Here is a 16,688-nt window from a genome sequence, read left to right as displayed (position 1 = left end):
ATTCGGCCCTCGCCGGGAGCTATTCGGCCCTCGCCGGGAGCTGGCGGGCCCTCGCCGGGAGCTGGCAGGCCGCTTCCTCCAGCCCCCCCGCCCGGGGGGGGGCACATGCATCCGCGCCCAGCGGCCGTGCATGGCAAAGTTGTCCAAGGTGACCACTGACGGCGAATCCAGCCGCGAGCCGCGGCCATCGCTCGAGCGCACGCAGAGCGACAGTGACCAGCATCATGGTCGGGATGGCCACGAGCTGCTCGCCGAGGCGGGGCTCGGCACCATGCCCCGCGCAGCTCCGGTCCGGGTCGCGGCCCTCGACGCGGAGCACCTGCGCAACGCCGTGGCCTCGCGGCTGTTTGGCACCGCGGCGGAACCGGTCAAGATCGGCAAGTTCACCGTGCTCAAGCGGCTTGGGGCCGGCGGCATGGGTGTCGTGTACGCGGCCTACGACACCGAGCTCGATCGCAAGATCGCGATCAAGCTGCTGCGTGGCGTCGACGAAGAGGGCGCCCACATCACCCGGCTCAAGCGCGAGGCCCAGGCGCTGGCCAAGCTCTCGCACCCCAACGTCGTCCACGTCTACGAGATCGGCACGTTCCGCAGCCAGGTGTTCGTGGCCATGGAGTTCATCGAAGGCGTGACGCTGCGCGACTGGGAGCCCAAGGATCAGCCTGGGGTCGTGCAGCTGATCGTCGAGAAATTCAGCGAGGCCGGGCGCGGGCTCGCGGCGGCCCACGCCGCGGGGTTGGTGCACCGCGACTTCAAGCCCGACAACGCGCTAGTTGGCGACGACGGTCGGGTGCGCGTGCTCGACTTCGGCCTCGCGCGGGGGCTCGACGAACAAGAGCAGCCCGGCGAGTCGACCCTGGATCAGAGCCACGAATTGCTCGAGTCCCACGACTCGACCCTGCGCCAGCCGCTGACCCGCACGGGCGCGATCCTGGGGACCCCGGCCTACATGGCGCCCGAGCAGCACATCGGCAACCGGGCCGACGCGCGCAGCGATCAGTTCGCGTTTTGCGTGGCGCTCTGGGAGAAGCTCCACGGCCAGCGACCGTTTCGCGCGAACGGGCTGCGGCAGCTGGCAATGAAGGTGCTCGAGGGTCGCATCGAAGAGCCCGAGCACAGCCGGCACGCGGTCCCGCAGTGGCTGCGCCGGGCGATCGAGCGCGGCATGTCCGTCGATCCCGAGCAGCGCTGGCCCGACATGAACGCGCTGCTGGCCGCGCTCGCGGTCGACCCCCGCAAGCGCCGTCGGTGGCTGGTCGCGGGCGGGCTGCTCGCAACCCTCGCGCTTGGCGGGACCGGCTGGGCGCTGACCCGAGACCCGCCGCCAAGCCCCTGCGAAGGGGGCGAGCGCGAGCTCGTGGGCGTGTGGGATGACGAGATCCGCGGGCGCGTGCACGCGTCGTTCTCGGCCACCAACGCGCCCTACGCCGAGAACGCGTGGCTCGGGACTTCACGTCACCTCGACGCCTACGCGGACGAGTGGGTGATCATGCACCGCGAGGTCTGCGAGGCGTCGGTCGTCCGCCAAGAAGAGAGCCCCGAGCTGTTCGGCCGCAAGATGGTGTGCCTGGGCCAGCGCCTGACCGAGCTCGAGCAGCTGACCAAGCTGCTCGTCGACGTTGACGCCGACGTGCTCAGCCGGGCCGTGGTCGCGGCCAGCAGCCTCGCGCGGATCGAGAGCTGCGCCGACGAGCGCTCGCTGTTCTCCGACGTCGACGACGAGCGCCTCGACGAGCTCGAGCGCCTGCTGGCCAGCGCCAACGGTCGCAAGTCGCTCGGCAAGTACAACGAGGGCCTCGACATCGCGCAGCAGGCCCTCGCGCTGGCCCAGGCGATCGGCACCCCGCACGGCGAAGCGCGGGCGCTGTTGTTGCTCGGCGACTTGCAGTCCAAGCGCCGCAAGACCCCCGAGGCCAAGCAGAGCCTGCGTGAGGCGCTGCGGCGGGCCGACGTCGCGGGCGACGACGCGACCCGAGTCGAGGCGCTGACCCAGCTGATGCGGGTCTCGTTCCTCGAGCATGACCTCGAGGCTGGCGAGGCCCTGGCTGACGACGCGCGCGCGGCCCTGGCCCGGCTCGGCGACGCCCCCCTGCTCGAGGCCGACTTCTACTTGCACTACGCCTCGCTGGCGCTGGCTCGCGGCGAGAACCAGCGCGCGGGCGAGTACCACCGTCGCGCGCTGGCGATCCGCGAGGCCCAGCTTGGCGCCGACCACCCCGAGGTTGCGATCTCGCTGACCAACATCTCCAACGCGCTGCTGGCCCAGGGCGAGCACCAGCTGAGCGAGCAGATGGCCCGCCAGGCGCTGGTGATCTTCGAGGCCCAGCTTGGCTCGGATCACCCCTACACCGCCGCCTCGCAGAACAACCTGGGCAACAGCTTGCTCGAGCAGGGCCGGCACATCACCTGGAGCGATCCCAAGCGCGCGCGCCCGTACTTCGAAGAGGCCGTCGAGCACTACCGCAAGGCCGTGAAGATCCGCGAGGCCAACTCCGACGGCGAGCACCCCTCGGTCGCCGTCAACCTGCACAACCTCGCCGAGGCCCAGCGCTGGCTGGGCGACTACGCCGACGCGCGCCAAGACCTCGAGCGCTCGCTCGAGATCAAGCGCAAGCACATGGACGAGGACCACCCCTCGGTGATGCTGACCGTCACGGCCTTGGGTCGGGTCCTGACCGAGCTCGGCGAGTACGAGGCCGCGCTGGCGCTGCTGCGACCCACCGCGGATCCCAGCAAGCAGCAAGAGCGCTCGCCCGACGTGATCGCCGAGTCACTGTTTGCGCTCGCGCGGGCCGTGCAGCTCGCGGCCAGCGACGCGGCCAGCGACGCGGACCGCAAGCAGGCCACGATCGAAGCCCACGCGCTCGCGACCCAGGCCCGCGCGGACTACCTCGAAGCTGGCGAAGACTTTCGCGGCGAGCGCGAGCAGGTCGAGCGCTGGCTGGCCGCCAACCCGATCTAGTCGCTCACTCGAAAGTACAGATCCCCCGCATGTTGCCGTCGCCGTCGACCGAGCCGTCCGGCTGGCAGCTCGCCCCGCACGGACACTGGGTCCCGCCGATGATCGTCGAGTCGACCCAGCAGCGGTTCACGCAGTAGTTGGAGTCACCCACGGTCAAAAAGCAGGTCCCCGCCGCCGAGGTCTGCGGGTGATCCGGGCAGTAGTTGGCCAGGCCCGAGCACTTCGGCGCGCACACGCTGCCGTCCAACCCAAACGGCTCGACCAAGGGGAGCTGCGGCGAGTTGCCGTACGCGGGGCACTGACCCTCGATGATCGGACCGTAGGGCTGGTCCGGGTCGAGCTCGTCGACGCTGCAGTAGGTCTCTTGGCACTCGTTCGCGGTCGGGTAGTCCTCGACGGCGTCGGTCAGACCGTGCACGCACTCCGAGTAGCAGGCCTGGGCTTCCTCCTCGGTGCTGCCACACCAGCACGATCCCCCCTCGCCGTACTTCGCCTCGGCGGCCTCGAGCTGGTCGGGTGCGATCGCGCCGAAGCAAAACAGGTAGTCCAAGCACCGCTCGGGGGCGTCCCAGCACTGGGCATCGCCATCGCCATCGCCATCGCCGTCTCCGTCCCCGTCTCCGTCGCCGTCCCCGTCACCGTCCCCGTCACCCGTCTCGGTCTCGGTCTCGGTCTCGGTGCCGGACCCCGACTCCGTCCCCGACATCTCGGCGCCCAAACTGTCGGCTGCATTGCCACCATTGGACGGGTCGTCGCACCCAATTCCCATCAAAGCAAAAGCCAAGACCCACGAAGCTGACGCTGAAAGTCGCACGCCGCCGACTACCACACCCAACCGGCTCCCGAGCCGCGGGCCCACCGCAGCGCCGAGACCACGCTCACAACCCAGGAGCCGATAGGGGAGCAGCGTCAGAGCGCCTGCAAGATCGCCGCGATCTCCTCGAGATCCGCGTCACCCGGCAGCAACGCCTGCGCGGCCGCGATGGCAGCGTTGGCGGCGACCCGCGCGTCGTCCTCGACCTGTGGGCCGTCGCCGTTGACGTTCTTGATTGCGATCAACGCATCCACGTACGCGATGATCGCCGCGCCCTTGGCCATGCGGCTCGCGTCGGTGTCCAGCAGCTGCGCGAAGCTGTAGGTCTGCGAGACCTCCACGCTCTCGAAGCTGCTCACGTCCTCCCAGGTCGCGGTCACTGTGAACTCCGCGTCCGCGTCAACGAGCTCCGGCGCGCAGGTCGTGACCTCCTGCAAGAACACCATCGAGTCGTTGGGCGCGAGGTGCTGCGGCTCGACCTCCTTGGGATCGCTCGAGAACTCCTCGCCAGAGAATTTCACGATCTCGAACCCGGGCGGCATCGTCAGCTCGACCTGAACATTGCGCGCCGCCAGCCCCATCGTGCTGATGAAGTTGGTGTTGAAGGTCTTCCAAGCTTCGGCCTCATCCGTGATGAACACCGAGGCGCCCTTGCCCGCGTCGGTGACCACGTCCATCAGATCATCGTTGTAGGTGCCCGAGAGATCGACCCCCGCGCCAACCAAGTAGATCCCGTCGGACCCGCCGTAGTTGGCGTTCTCGGCGATCAGATCGACTTCTGTCACGCCCGCGTTGGCGCCACCGTCCGAGATCAACACCAAGCGGTTGAGCGCGTCGATGTCCCAGGTCTGCTGGGCGAGGTCGTAGCCCGAGACCAGCCCGCCGTTGAGATCCGTCCCCCCGCCAGCGGCCAGCGCCTCGATCTTGTCGAGCAGCTGTGGATCATTGGGCCCCGTCACCGCGTAGCCGGCCAGCGTCCACGAGTTTTGTGTGTCCCACTCGACCATCGAGACCTTGTCGCCCTCGCGCAGGCTGGCCGCGATCGCCCGGCAGCTCTCTTTGAGCAGCTCGATCGGCTCGCCCGACATCGAGCCCGAGGTGTCGAGCACCAGCGTGATGTTCATGGGCGGCCGCTCGGCGTCGGTCATCTCTTCGCTGGTGACCGCGAGCTGCAGTTGATAGTGCGGGGACCCGGCGTCAAACCCCTCGAGCACCCGCAGCTCGGCGCTCAGCGCCAAGCTGCCGTCCGCTGCGGGGGCGTAGTCGAACGAGTAGTAGTTCATGAACTCCCACGGCCGGATCGCCACCGGCCCGAGCCCAAGCCCGTCCTTCAGCACCCGCTCGCGCACCTGCACCGGCGAGCTCATCGAGTTCGAGTCGTCGGGCGAGAGGTACAAGATCACGTCGTCGACGTCGTTGCACAGCGGCTCGCCGGTCTCGGTCTCCGTGTCCGTGTCCGTCTCTTCCGCCGCGCCCTCATCGTCGGGCACGACCCCTTCGTCGCCTTCGTCCGCACCCCCGGTCAAGCCGCCGCTGGTGTCGCCGCCCTCTCCGCCCTCTCCGTAGCTCCCGTAGCCATCGTCTGCCGTGGCGGCGTCGTCGCCGCAGCCGGCGAGGCCGAGGATCAGGGTCAAAGGAGCCAGCGCAAATAGAATCTGGGTACGTTTCATGGTCGAGTCGCAGTCCGGGCTATGGGTTGGATCGGGCTATGGGTTGGATGTATCCCCCGCGAGGGGTTTGGATCACCACGCCGCCGTGATTTTCTGAGTCGCAGTTGGGTTATGTTGGCGGACATGCCTCTGCCCGATGGAGACTCCAAGCTCGCCCACAAGCTCGTCGAAGACGGCGCGCTCTTGCTCGACGTGCGCACCCAAGCAGAGTACGCCGAGCGCCACCTCGACGGCTCGCTGCTGATCCCCCACACGGAGCTGCCCGCGCGGATCGACGAGGTGTTGAAGGCCCAGGGCGGAGACAAGAGCAAGCCGATCGTCGTGTTTTGTCGGCGCGGCGGGCGGGCCGAGGTCGCCAAGTCGGCGCTGCTGCAAAGTGGGTTTACGGAGGTGACCAACCTCGGCTCGATCGACGCCTGGTAGGGCGCGAGCGTGGTCTGTCGGCAAGACAGCCACCGCGCCTCGGGTCACACATGGACGCAGGAAATGCGTTGAGAGCCCCCTTCTAGGGGGCCACACATGCGGATGCGAACAAACAGCTCCGAGGAGCGAAGCGACCAGACGCGCTAGCGGCTGCAGTCGGCGAAGTCTGAGGTCTCTGTGGGGGTCAAAGACTTCTACCTAGGGGTTGAGCTGCGCGAGGATCATCGCGATCTCGAGCAGATCCGTATCGTTGGGCCGCGCCGCCTGAGCCGGCGACATCGCAGCGAACGCAGCCGACAACGCCGCGGTCTTCTGCGCGTCGTTCTGCGCCTTCTGGTAGGCCTTGAGCGACTCCGCGTAGGCCAGGACCGCGGCGCCCTTGAGCAGCAGGCCCTGGTCCATGCCGGCCAGCTCGCCGAAGGTCCAGGTCTGCATCACCTCTTTGGACTCGAAGGTCCACGGGTCTTCCCAGGTTGCGACAACGGTGATCTCGGCGGTGTCGTCGATGTCCTCGGGCGCGCAGGTCTCGACCTGCTGATGGAACACCATCGCGTCGTTGGGGGCGAGGTGCTGCGGCTCGACTTCCTTGGGATCGCTCGAGAACTCCTCACCCGAGAACTTCACGATCTCGAACCCGGGCGGCATCGTCAGCTCGACCTGCACGTTGCGGCCGGCGATCGCCATGGTGTTCTCGAAGTTGTCGCCAAACACCGACCAGGCCTCGGCGTCGTTGGGCACGAACACCGACGCGCCCTTGCCCGCGTCGGTCACGTCGTTCATGAGCTTGTCGTTGTAGGTCGAGTCCTTGGCGACCCCAACGCCGACCATGTAGATCCCGTCGGACCCGCCAAACACGGCGTTCTCGGCGATCAGGTCGATGTCGGTCACGCCTGCGTTCGCGCCACCGTCGGAGATCAACACGATGCGGTTGAGCATGTTGATGTCGTAGGTCTGCTGCGCGAGCTCGTAGCCCGAGACCAAGCCGCCGTTGAGATCCGTGCCACCGCCAGCGGCGAGCTCTTCGATCTTCTCGGACAGCACGGGGTCGTTGGGCCCGGTCACCGGGTAGCCCGCCAGGGTCCACACGTTCTCGGTGTCCCACTCGACGATCGACACGGTGTCGCCAAGCGCGAGGTTGGCCGCGATCGCCCGGCAGGTCTCCTTGAGCAGGTTCATCGGCTCGCCGTTCATCGAGCCCGAGGTGTCGAGGGCCAAGACGATGTTCATTGGCGGGCGCTCGGCCGGGGTCATGACCTCGCTGCTCACCGCCAGCTGCAGCTGCCAGGTCGCCTCTTGCGCCTCGATCTGCTGCATGCTGGCGAACAGCGCCAGCTCGCCGTCTTCGGCGGCCGGGTAGTCGAACCCGTAGTAGTTCATGAACTCCCAGACCCGCACGGGCACGCCAGACAGCGAGCCCGAGCCGTCGGTGAGCACCCGCTCGCGGACCTGCACGGGCGAGCTCATGGAGTTGGAGTCGTCGGGCGAGAGGTACAAGACCACGTCGTCGACGTCGTTGCACAGCGGCTCGCCGGTCTCGGACTCGGACTCGGACTCGGACTCATCTTCGTCGCCGTCGCCGTCGCCGTCGCCGTCGCCAGTATCGGAGTCGCCGTCGCCATCTCCGTTGTCGCCGTCGCCGTCGCCCGTGCCCGGGTCGCCGTCGCCGCCGTCCTCCTCCCAGTCACCATCGCCATCGCCGGTGGCGTTGGTGGTCTGGCCGCTGGTTTCGCCGTCGCCACCGGACAAGGTGGCGCCCTCGTCCGAGAAGCCATCGTCGCCGCACCCGCTCAGGGCCAGAAGCGCGAAAATGGGCAGGGAAAACAGGAGGGAGTTCAAGCTATGGCGTCGCATGTTTGTACCGTCGGGGAAGACTCCTTCCCCTGGTATCCCGACGCCCCCGTTCCGATCACGCTCGACCGAAATTGATTCTATGTGCTCTCGACGAAGGCCTTGAGCCGCTTGCTGCGGCTCGGGTGCCGCAGCTTGCGCAGCGCCTTGGCCTCGATCTGGCGGATCCGCTCGCGCGTGACCGAGAAGTCCTGGCCAACCTCTTCGAGCGTGTGATCCGAGGTCTCGCCGATCCCAAACCGCATGCGCAAGACCTTCTCTTCGCGCGGGGTCAAGGTTGCGAGCACGCGGCGGGTCTGGTCCGCGAGGTTGATGTTGATGACCACCTCTGACGGGCTGACCGCGTTCTTGTCCTCGATGAAGTCGCCGAGGTGCGAGTCTTCCTCTTCGCCGATCGGGGTCTCGAGCGAGATCGGCTCTTTGGCGATCTTCAAGACCTTGCGGACCTTGTCGAGCGGCAGCTCCATCTTCTCGGCGATCTCTTCGGGGGTTGGCTCGCGGCCGAGCTCCTGGACCAAGCTGCGGCTGGTCCGGATCAGCTTGTTGATCGTCTCGATCATGTGGACGGGGATGCGGATCGTGCGGGCCTGATCCGCGATCGCCCGGGTGATCGCCTGCCGGATCCACCAGGTCGCGTAGGTCGAGAATTTGTAGCCGCGCTTGTACTCGAACTTGTCGACGGCCTTCATGAGCCCGATGTTGCCCTCCTGGATCAGGTCCAGGAACTGCAGGCCACGGTTGGTGTACTTCTTGGCGATCGAGACCACGAGCCGAAGGTTGGCCTCGACGAGCTCGGCCTTGGCCCTGTCGGCCTGACGCCGCGCGGTGGTCAGCTCGGTGTGCAGCTCGAACAGCTCCGACGAGGTGATGCCAGTCTCCTCGACGACCTGCTTGATCCGCTTGTCGGCGATCTTCATCCGCGCCTCGATCTCGTGGAGCTCGGACGGATGCAGGCCCAGCCGGCGGCACAGCTTGAACTCTTCTTCCTCGCTCAAGCGCGCGCTGCCAAACAGCCCGCGCAGCTCGGTGAGCTCCATGCCGGCCCGCTTCTCACACATCGCGAGATCCGCGGTCGACTTTTGCAGCCGGTCGACGATCCCGTTGAGCTCCTCGACCATGCCGTCGATCGGGCGGCGGGCCAGGAACATCTCGCGGATGTCTTCGGCGATCCCAGCGTGGTGGTCGTCGATCTGCTGCTCGACGGTCTTGCCCCGCTCTTTGGCCGGCTTCTCCACGGCCTCGGCGGCGGCCGTGCGCAGCTTCTCGACGTCCTTTTGGTGGCGCCGGATCTTCTCGAGCTGCTTCGTCATGTTCTCGAAGGCAGCCTCTTGGTTGACCGGCGTGTCCTCTTTTTGATTGGGCCCGTCGTTGGGGGTTGCGATCTGGACGACGTCTTTGATCCGCAGCTGGCCCCGCTTGATCTGGTCGAACATCTCTTGCACGTAGGGCACCGCGACCGGGCTGCGCAGCACGATCGACAGGACCTGCATCTCGCCCTGTTCGATGCGCTTGGCGATCTCGACCTCACCCTCGCGGGTCAGCAGCGAGACCGAGCCCATCTTGCGCAGGTACATGCGAACCGGATCGTTGGTGCGCGCGGTCTCGGACTCTTCTTTGTCGCGGCGACGGGCCCGGGCCTTGGTCTTCTTGGCTGGCGGCTCGGCGTCGACAATGTTGACACCCGCGGCCTCGAGCTGCTTGCGCCACTCGCCAAGGTTTTCGTGGTTCACGACATCCGGTGGGAGCAGCTCACGCAGCTCATCGACGGTGACGTGTCCCTTCTTCTTGCCAAAGGCGACAACGGCCTTCTTGATCTTCTCGACGTCTACGGGGCGGTTCTTGCCAGACATGCGATGTTGGACCTCTTGCGGCTCAAGTCAGTTGGGGCGGGAACGAGACGGGGGCTCGAGCTTGCCCTTGATCTCGTAGAGTTCGGCGAGGAGCTCACGGGCGCGGTCTTGATCGCCGCGGGCCATGGTTTGGGAGATCTGTTGTTCGAGGCGGTGGCGCTCACTAAACAACACCTCGCGCTCACACAGCACGAGCGCGGCCTGCAGCGCGGCCTTGGGATCTTCTTCGTCGGAGAAGCTGGGGCTGCGACGATCCGGGGTGAACAACGAGTGCAGCGCTTGGCGCTGACTCGGGTCGATGAGCTCGAGCAGCTCGCCCGCGCTTGGGCGAGGCTCGCCGTTCTTGGCGGCCTCGATCGTGCGGCGAACGATCGGGCCGAGCCGATCATCGGTGACGTGATTCAAGACGCCCTCGCGCTCGGCCACGCGCGCGAGTTCCGGGCGATCGACCAGCAACGCGGTGACGCTCGCCTGTCCGCTCGGCAAAGGCTTGACCGGGCGCATGGCCGCGGAGTGTTGCATATCCCCCGAAAAATGCGACCTCTGCTCGGGCCCGGGAGGGGGGTGACTCGAAACCCTGCCGCCCTCGATCGACGCCCTGATTTTGGCGACGGGGACGTTGAGCATGTCGGCCGCGAGGTCGGCGTAGGTCTCCCGAGCCGATGGCCGGCGCACATGTCGGAGCAGCGGCAACAGCGCATCCAGCGCCTTTTCTTTGGCTTCAACGGACCGCAGCGCCCCTTTGGCGATCATGCGGTCGACAAACCACAAGATCGCCGGGCGCGGGCGAGACAACAAGTTGGCGAGCGTCTCGGCGGAGGTGCTGTCGGGGTCTTCACCGGGCTCGAGAGCCGCGATCCGGACATCCATGCCGATCTCCAGCAGCAGCGGCAGCGCTGCGTAGGCGGCCTTGGCACCAGCCCGGTCGCCATCGAAGCACAGCACGATCGTGTCGGTGAAGCGGGCCAGCAGCTCGCACTGCTGCTTGGTCAGCGCGGTCCCCAACGCCGCCACGGTCTCGACGTAGCCGCGCTGGTGCATGGCGACCACGTCGATCTGCCCCTCCACGAGGATCCCCCGCTCGCGCTCACGCATGTTGGACCCTGCCGCATGCAGCCCGAACAGCGTTTTCGACTTCTTGTAGAGCAGCGACTCGGGCGAGTTGATGTACTTGGGTGCCTTTTGTCCGTCGTCGGTCTCGGCGAAGGCGGGCAGCACCCGACCAGAGAAGCCCAGCACCCGGCCCCCCGGCGCGAGGATGGGGAACATCAGGCGACCCCGAAACCGATCGTAGTAGCTGCCGCTCCGCTGGCTGCGCGCGACCAGGCCGAGCTGCTCTGCGACATCGAGGGACAACTGCTTGGATTGGAGTTCGCGAACCAGCGTGTCCCAGCCGCCCTCCTCGGGCGCCGGGGCGTAGCCAACGCGAAAGCTCTCGCTGGTCGCGGCGTCGATCCCTCGCTCGCGCTCGTAGGCGCGGCCGGCCTCGCCGGTTGGCTCGGTGGTGAGGACGCGCCGAAACAGCTCCGCCGCGCAAGCATTGACCTGATACGCGTCCTCGCGGTCTCGCTCGCGCTGCTCGGCCCTGCGTACGTCGCCCGTGCTCTGATCCGGCATCGCAACGCCGACCCGCGCGCCCAGGGTCCGCACCGCGGCGAGGAACCCGATCCCCTCGACCTTTTGGATGAAGTCGAACACGTCTCCCCAGGCACCGCAGCCAAAGCACTTGAAGCTGCGGCGGACCGGGTCGACGTAGAAGCTTGGGCTCTTCTCGTCGTGGAACGGGCACAGACCCTTGAATTGCTTGCCGGAGCGCTTGAGCCCGACGTGTCCACCCACCACATCCGCGATGTCGGTCTGCTCGCGAATCCGCTCGATGATCTGCTCTGGGATCGCCGCCATTGGTGGACGAGCGCCGACGTGACGCCCAGGCCAAGGATCCCCACAATCTCGAAAATCGCAAGTCGACGCCAGCCAGCGCCGCGATCACGCCGTTGCTGGACACCCAACGACTCGCCGGTCGGTGCCTGCAAGCACCATGCGCGACATCGGCGGACACATGGGGGCCAGAGCCCACGCAACGAACTGTTGTCACCTCGGGGCTGTCGACGCGCGCGGAGGCGAAGCCGAGCACGGGTCGAGTCGGGGCGGCTGGGGGTATGAGCAGGCGGGCCGACCTTGGGCCCGAGCGAAGCGAGGGTGTCGACGCGCGCGGAGGCGAAGCCGAGCACGGGTCGAGTCGGGGGGGCTGGGGGTATGAAAGTAAGTCGAAAATTTGCTGGGGGCGGGCGACCCATGCAACGGGTCTGGGCATGGTCCACGTCACCAGCTCTGCCGCCCACGCTCCGCCCACCGAGGACACCGAGGCGAACCGACGCGGTAGCGGTCGGCGCGCGCGCTCGCGCGATCGCCTGATGGATCGGGCTAGCCAGCCCTACGCGCCCAACCCCGAGTTGGCGAAGATCCGCCACGTCGAGAACCTCATGATGTTCATCGATGACGACCTGCGCGAGACGGCGCTGTCGATGGAGCGAATCGAGCGCTACTTGATCTCGACGCTCGAGATGTTGGAGGCGGACCACTTGGTCCGGGCAGACGTGCACGCGTTGGCGACGGATCTCGACGTGCTCGATCAGATCGACCTGCTCAACGAGAACCTCGAGAGCCTGCGTCGGCGGGTCGCCCGACTCGCTCACGTGCTCTGAACTGACGCTAGCCGAGCAGCTCTAGCTGCTCGAGCTGCTCGAGGTCTTTGCTGGACATCCGCGTGAACACCTTGGTGGTCTCGCCCAGCTCGAGCACGGCGCTGCCATAGCCATTGCCCGTTGGCTCGTGGACGAGAACCGAGAGGTCGGAGATCGGACCGAGCGCGACGGGCTTGGCCGGGTCGCGGGTCCACGCGGCGTAGTGCTCGCCCGCGACGCGAAGGTGGAACCGTTGGCCACGCAGATGCGCGACCAGCAAGCTCAGGCTCATCAAGAACAGCCCCCAGACCACGAATCGCGCGACGCCGTTGTCGGCGAACACGGGCCAGTACTGGCCAAAGAAGGGCACGCCGCCCGCGACCACGAAGCCGGGGTTGGCGGTCAAGAACAGCGGCAGCCAGATCTGAACGGCGAAGCGAAACCCCAGCGGGGTCGGGTCGATCGTCAGGGCCAGGCCCTCGGGATCGCGAACGAGTCGCACGCGGGGCCGGGCACGCGCGGCGACGTCTCGGGTGCGCTGTTGGTCCAGCTCCTGCTTGCGCCGAGCGGCCTGCTCGGCCGCGCGCTGGCTGTGGGCCACGCTCGCGGCGATCGACGCCCCCGTCATCCCGGCCGCGAGCGCGCTCGGCTTGCTCGACGCGACTTCCAGCGAGACTCCGCGCAGGTGATCGAGCGCCGCCTGGGGATCCGCGAAGCGATCATCGGCGATCGGCTCGATCAAGCGATCCACAAAGTCAGCGAGCTCGCGGCTCAGCTGCACGTGCGGGCGAAAATCAACCTTGAGCCGCTTGCGGTCGAGCTCGGCGGGACACGTGCCCGTCAGCAGATGGACCAAGGTCATGCCGAGCCCAAATAGATCCGATCGCGGGCTGGCCTCCCCGTGCAGCTGCTCGGGTGCCATGTAGCCGAAGGTCCCGGCGACCGTGCTGCCGCCCGTGCTCTTGGCTTCGACGGCGTCGCGGACCGAGCCAAAGTCGACGAGGTAGCAGCGGTCACCAGTGTTTTCAGCTCGGGCGAGGGCTTCTCGCCCGCTTGCCGACGCTTTCGTAGACTGGTTCACCGTGGGCAGCGAGCTGTTTTCAGCTCGGGCGAGGGCTTCTCGCCCGCTTGCCGACGCTTTCGTAGACTGGTTCACCGTGGGCAGCGAGCTGTTTTCAGCTCGGGCGAGGGCTTCTCGCCCGCTTGCGGACGCTTTCGTAGACTGGTTCACCGTGGGCAGCGAACTGATCACGTTGCCAGGCTTGATGTCGCGGTGGACCACCGGTGGCACCAGCTGCGCGAGGTAGACCAGCACCTCGAGCAGCTGCTCGGCGATGTCGCGCACCTGCGACTCGGAGAACCGCTCGCCCGCGGCCAGCCGGGCCGCGAGCGAGGTGCCCGGCGCGAGCTCCTGCACGAGGTAGCCGGTGTGGTCCGCGGCGACCGGCACGAACTCGATGTAGTCGGGGATCCGCGGGTGATCCAACGACGCGAGCACGCGGGCCTCGCGCTCGAACAACTCGACGGCCTTCCAGTCGTCGACGCGACGCAGGTCGAGCTGCTTGATCGCGACGCGACGTGGGCCCGCGCCCGAGTCGAGGTTCTGGCCAAGATCCTGGCCAAGATCCTCGGCGGCGTAGGTGGTCCCAAAGCTGCCGCGTCCGAGCTCCTCGATGATGCGGTAGCGCTCGCCAATGATGTTGCCCGCAACCACGCTGTGCCCGCGACTGTGCCATGAAACGAGGGCAGCAGGGCCAGCTGTTTGGGTTGGCTCGCGCGCGCCCGGGCCCGCGCCCGCGCGATGCCACTCAGCACTTTCCCTGGGCGCCCGCTTCACGTAGACCGCAAGCAGGTGAGCGAGCCCGCCCAGCCAGCCCCGCCAGGGGCGTCCGGTCCCTCCCCCGCGTCAGCGCCGGAGCTGTCTCCCGAGCAGGCCCGCACCCTCGCTCGCAAGGCGCTGCTCACGACCGTCGCCCTCTACGGTGGCTACGCGCTGCTGCGACAGATCCCGGCGCCGCCGCTGATCGCCGAGTCGCTGGGCGTCGTGCTGATCGCAGGGTTTTACTTCCTGCCGGGCTTCATGCTGCGCAAGCAACCCGAGCTGGCCAAGCGCTGGCAGGTGGGCCCAGACGTCCCGATCCCAAAGTGGAAGCGCAGCGGCTGGAAGTGGGCCCTCTACGCTGCGCTGGCGATCTTCCCCGCCTTCGCGCTGCTGACTTGGGGGTTTTATTGGCAGGTCTGCCAGGGCGATCTGTCGCTGCTCTCGCCAGTGCTCGCGATCGAGAGCTGGACCCCAGCCGACGGCAGCCTGGCGCGATTCTTGGGCCGGCAGTGCCGCGCCCACACCGGCGGGTTCTGGCCGCGTGGGTTCTACGTGCCGATCGCGTGGGTCGAGTACTACGGGCTCGGCTTCGTGCAGGCCGTGGCGGTGGGCCTGTTCGCAATCGCGCTGCCCGAAGAAGTGTTTCATCGCGGCTACTTGATGAGCGCGCTAGAGCAACGCTGGCCGCCCACGCGCAAGCTGTTCGGGGTCCCGTTCGGCTGGGCGGCGATCATCTCCAGCGTGTTGTTTGCCCTTGGCCACTTGGTCGCCACGCCCAACACCGCCCGGCTCGCTACTTTTTTTCCGTCCTTGGTTTTTGCGTGGCTGTGGCGCCGAAGCGACAGTCTGTGGGCGCCCGCTTTGTTCCACGTGGCGTCCAACCTGTTGATGGATGTGCTGCTCGCGAGTACCTTCGCACCACGGTGAGTGCGGTCGAGAACGCGAGCGTGGACACAGACCCGAGCTCCGGTCAGGTCGCGGCCTTCTTCGACGTGGATCACACGCTGCTCGCCTGCAACTCGGCGCGCAAGTGGGTCGAGTACCTGTGGCGCAACGGCAGGATCTCGATCGCCGCCACGCTGCGCTCGGTCTGGTGGCTGGTCAAGTACCGCCTGAGCGTGCTCGACTACGAAGACGTGACCCAAAAGGTCGTCGCGGACTACGCCGGGCAGTCCGTCGCCGAGCTCTGCGCCGAGATCGAAGCTTGGTTTCACAGCGACGTCGAGCCGTCGATCTGCGTCGAAGGCCGCGAGCGCATCGAGTGGCACCGGGCCCAGGGGCACGTGTTGGTGTTGCTGACCTCGGGCACCTTCGTCTCGGTCGAGCCGCTGCAGAAGATCCTGAACGTGCCAAACCTCGTGTGCACCCAGCTCGAGATCATTGATGGCATGCTGACCGGCAACTACCACCGGCCCAGCTGCTTTGGACCCGGCAAGCTCCGCGCCGGGCTCGCGTTCGCCGAGCAACACGGCATCGATCTCGAGCGATCGTACTTCTACACCGACAGCTACTCGGACCGACCGATGCTCGAGCGCGTGGGGCACCCCAAGGTCATCAACCCCGACCCGCGGCTCAAGGCGTGGGCACAGCGGCGCGGCATGGCGTGGGAGCAGTGGCATCCACAAGGCGTGATCCCGGCGCACGACCAGCCACCAAGTGACGCCGCCGCCAGCACGGCGCGGGGGCGGGCGTGAGCGCTCGGGGTGGGGTCGCCGAGCTTGGCGACATCGATCGGATCATCGCGACCGCGCTGGGCGAGGACCTTGGCTCCGGCGACATGACCTCGCGGCTCACGGTCCCCGCTACGGCGGTGGCGCGCGGCCGGATCATCGCCAAGCAAGCCCTCACGTTCTGCGCCGGCCCCGTCGTCGTGCGCACCTTCGAGCAGGTCGATCCCGCGGTCACGGTCGAGCTGTGTGTGGACGAGGGCGCTCGCGTGGCCCCTGGCACCGAGGTCATCCGCCTCGCTGGGCCCGCGCGCGCGCTGTTGGCCGGCGAGCGCACCGCCCTGAACCTGCTGGGCCGGGCCTGCGCCGTCGCAACCTCGACCCACGCCCACGTAGAAGCCGCCGGGCCCAAGCTGCGCGTGGTCGACACCCGCAAGACCATGCCGGGGCTGCGCGCGCTCGATCGCTACGCCGTGCGGATGGGCGGCGGCCACAACCACCGCAACGACCTGGGCGCGGGCGTGTTGATCAAGGAAAACCACATCCGCTGCGCCGGCTCGGTCGACGCCGCCGTTCGGGCCGCGCGCCAGCACGCCTCCCACGCGGTGCGGGTCGAGTGCGAGGTCGAGACCCTCATCGAGGTCCGCGAGGCGATCAGCGCCGGCGCCGACGTGCTGCTGCTCGACAACATGGACGACGAGACCCTGCGCGAGGCCGTGGAGATCGCCCGCAACCAAAACGAGCGCGTGCTGCTCGAGGTCAGCGGCGGGATCACCCTCGCGCGGCTGCCCAGCCTGGCCACGATCGGCCTGGATCTGGTCAGCGTCGGCGCGCTGACCCACTCCGCGCCAAGCGTGGATCTGTCGCTGTTGTTCGAGCTGCCGTAGCCCCCCTCGACCGCAACAGGATCGCGGGATTCACGACTGGGTAACCTGGGCGGGCGACGCC

Annotated in this window: 12 protein-coding genes; 6 read left to right on the top strand and 6 right to left on the bottom strand. The window is 67.6% G+C overall.

From position 1 onward, the window contains the following. Positions 1-130 precede the first annotated feature (130 nt). A complete protein-coding gene (locus tag DB30_RS12360; protein WP_052548617.1) occupies positions 131-2,962 on the top strand; it encodes a serine/threonine-protein kinase in 2,832 nt (943 codons plus the stop codon). A gap of 4 nt (positions 2,963-2,966) precedes the next feature. Here the strand turns inward: DB30_RS12360 and DB30_RS12355 are convergent, their stop codons facing one another. Together DB30_RS12355 and DB30_RS12350 are read right to left on the bottom strand one after the other, a co-directional pair. Further along, the gene (locus tag DB30_RS12355; protein WP_146658609.1) at positions 2,967-3,668 is read right to left on the bottom strand and encodes a hypothetical protein; all 702 of its coding nucleotides are present in this window, start codon (positions 3,666-3,668) and stop codon (positions 2,967-2,969) included. Between the two features lie 203 nt (positions 3,669-3,871). Continuing rightward, positions 3,872-5,446 (bottom strand): vWA domain-containing protein, encoded by a 1,575-nt coding sequence (locus tag DB30_RS12350; protein WP_153258297.1) that lies wholly within the window; start codon positions 5,444-5,446, stop codon positions 3,872-3,874. 123 nt (positions 5,447-5,569) lie between these two features. Between DB30_RS12350 and DB30_RS12345 the strand changes: the two genes are divergently transcribed. After that, positions 5,570-5,869, top strand: a complete 300-nt coding sequence (locus DB30_RS12345) for a rhodanese-like domain-containing protein (RefSeq protein WP_146658607.1) — start codon at positions 5,570-5,572, stop codon at positions 5,867-5,869. A gap of 198 nt (positions 5,870-6,067) precedes the next feature. On the opposite strand, the gene DB30_RS12340 is transcribed toward DB30_RS12345, so the two are convergent. The 3 genes from DB30_RS12340 to dnaG form a co-directional block, all read right to left on the bottom strand. Further along, positions 6,068-7,705, bottom strand: a complete 1,638-nt coding sequence (locus DB30_RS12340; protein WP_052548613.1) for a vWA domain-containing protein — start codon at positions 7,703-7,705, stop codon at positions 6,068-6,070. 92 nt (positions 7,706-7,797) lie between these two features. Beyond that, positions 7,798-9,567, bottom strand: coding sequence for an RNA polymerase sigma factor RpoD (gene rpoD / locus DB30_RS12335; RefSeq protein ID WP_146658604.1), 1,770 nt, complete (start codon positions 9,565-9,567; stop codon positions 7,798-7,800). A 27-nt stretch (positions 9,568-9,594) separates the two neighbouring features. Next, on the bottom strand, positions 9,595-11,469 hold the full coding sequence (dnaG, locus tag DB30_RS12330) for a DNA primase (RefSeq protein ID WP_146658603.1): 1,875 nt from the start codon (positions 11,467-11,469) through the stop codon (positions 9,595-9,597). A gap of 410 nt (positions 11,470-11,879) precedes the next feature. On the opposite strand from dnaG, the gene DB30_RS12325 reads away from it, so the two are divergent. Then, positions 11,880-12,272 (top strand): hypothetical protein, encoded by a 393-nt coding sequence (locus DB30_RS12325; protein WP_052548612.1) that lies wholly within the window; start codon positions 11,880-11,882, stop codon positions 12,270-12,272. 7 nt (positions 12,273-12,279) lie between these two features. Here the strand turns inward: DB30_RS12325 and DB30_RS12320 are convergent, their stop codons facing one another. Beyond that, a complete protein-coding gene (locus DB30_RS12320) occupies positions 12,280-13,965 on the bottom strand; it encodes a serine/threonine protein kinase (protein WP_052548611.1) in 1,686 nt (561 codons plus the stop codon). 138 nt (positions 13,966-14,103) lie between these two features. On the opposite strand from DB30_RS12320, the gene mrtZ reads away from it, so the two are divergent. From mrtZ to nadC, 3 genes are read left to right on the top strand one after another with little or no spacing between them, the layout of a single operon-like run. Continuing rightward, positions 14,104-15,000, top strand: a complete 897-nt coding sequence (mrtZ, locus tag DB30_RS12315) for a myxosortase MrtZ (RefSeq protein WP_165703732.1) — start codon at positions 14,104-14,106, stop codon at positions 14,998-15,000. Next, the gene (locus DB30_RS12310; RefSeq protein WP_052548609.1) at positions 14,997-15,767 is read left to right on the top strand and encodes an HAD family hydrolase; all 771 of its coding nucleotides are present in this window, start codon (positions 14,997-14,999) and stop codon (positions 15,765-15,767) included. The genes mrtZ and DB30_RS12310 overlap by 4 nt, the downstream gene beginning before the upstream one ends. Further along, positions 15,764-16,627, top strand: coding sequence for a carboxylating nicotinate-nucleotide diphosphorylase (gene nadC / locus DB30_RS12305; RefSeq protein WP_240480220.1), 864 nt, complete (start codon positions 15,764-15,766; stop codon positions 16,625-16,627). Before DB30_RS12310 ends, nadC begins: the two co-directional genes overlap by 4 nt. The last annotated feature ends 61 nt before the right edge of the window (positions 16,628-16,688 follow it).

This window comes from Enhygromyxa salina (assembly GCF_000737335.2).
GTDB classification, from domain to species: Bacteria; Myxococcota_A; Polyangia; order Nannocystales; family Nannocystaceae; genus Plesiocystis; species Plesiocystis salina_C.
The sequence above is the reverse complement of the archived record's forward strand: the minus strand, read 5'-3'. Positions and strand labels throughout refer to the sequence as shown.

Coding starts and splice junctions, on each gene's coding strand:
- rpoD (WP_146658604.1), bottom strand. CDS start 9,567: ATGTCTGGCAAGAACCGCCCCGTAGACGTCGAGAAGATCAAGAAGGCC.
- DB30_RS12350 (WP_153258297.1), bottom strand. CDS start 5,446: ATGAAACGTACCCAGATTCTATTTGCGCTGGCTCCTTTGACCCTGATC.
- DB30_RS12355 (WP_146658609.1), bottom strand. CDS start 3,668: ATGTCGGGGACGGAGTCGGGGTCCGGCACCGAGACCGAGACCGAGACC.
- DB30_RS12345 (WP_146658607.1), top strand. CDS start 5,570: ATGCCTCTGCCCGATGGAGACTCCAAGCTCGCCCACAAGCTCGTCGAA.
- DB30_RS12325 (WP_052548612.1), top strand. CDS start 11,880: ATGGTCCACGTCACCAGCTCTGCCGCCCACGCTCCGCCCACCGAGGAC.
- dnaG (WP_146658603.1), bottom strand. CDS start 11,469: ATGGCGGCGATCCCAGAGCAGATCATCGAGCGGATTCGCGAGCAGACC.
- DB30_RS12360 (WP_052548617.1), top strand. CDS start 131: ATGGCAAAGTTGTCCAAGGTGACCACTGACGGCGAATCCAGCCGCGAG.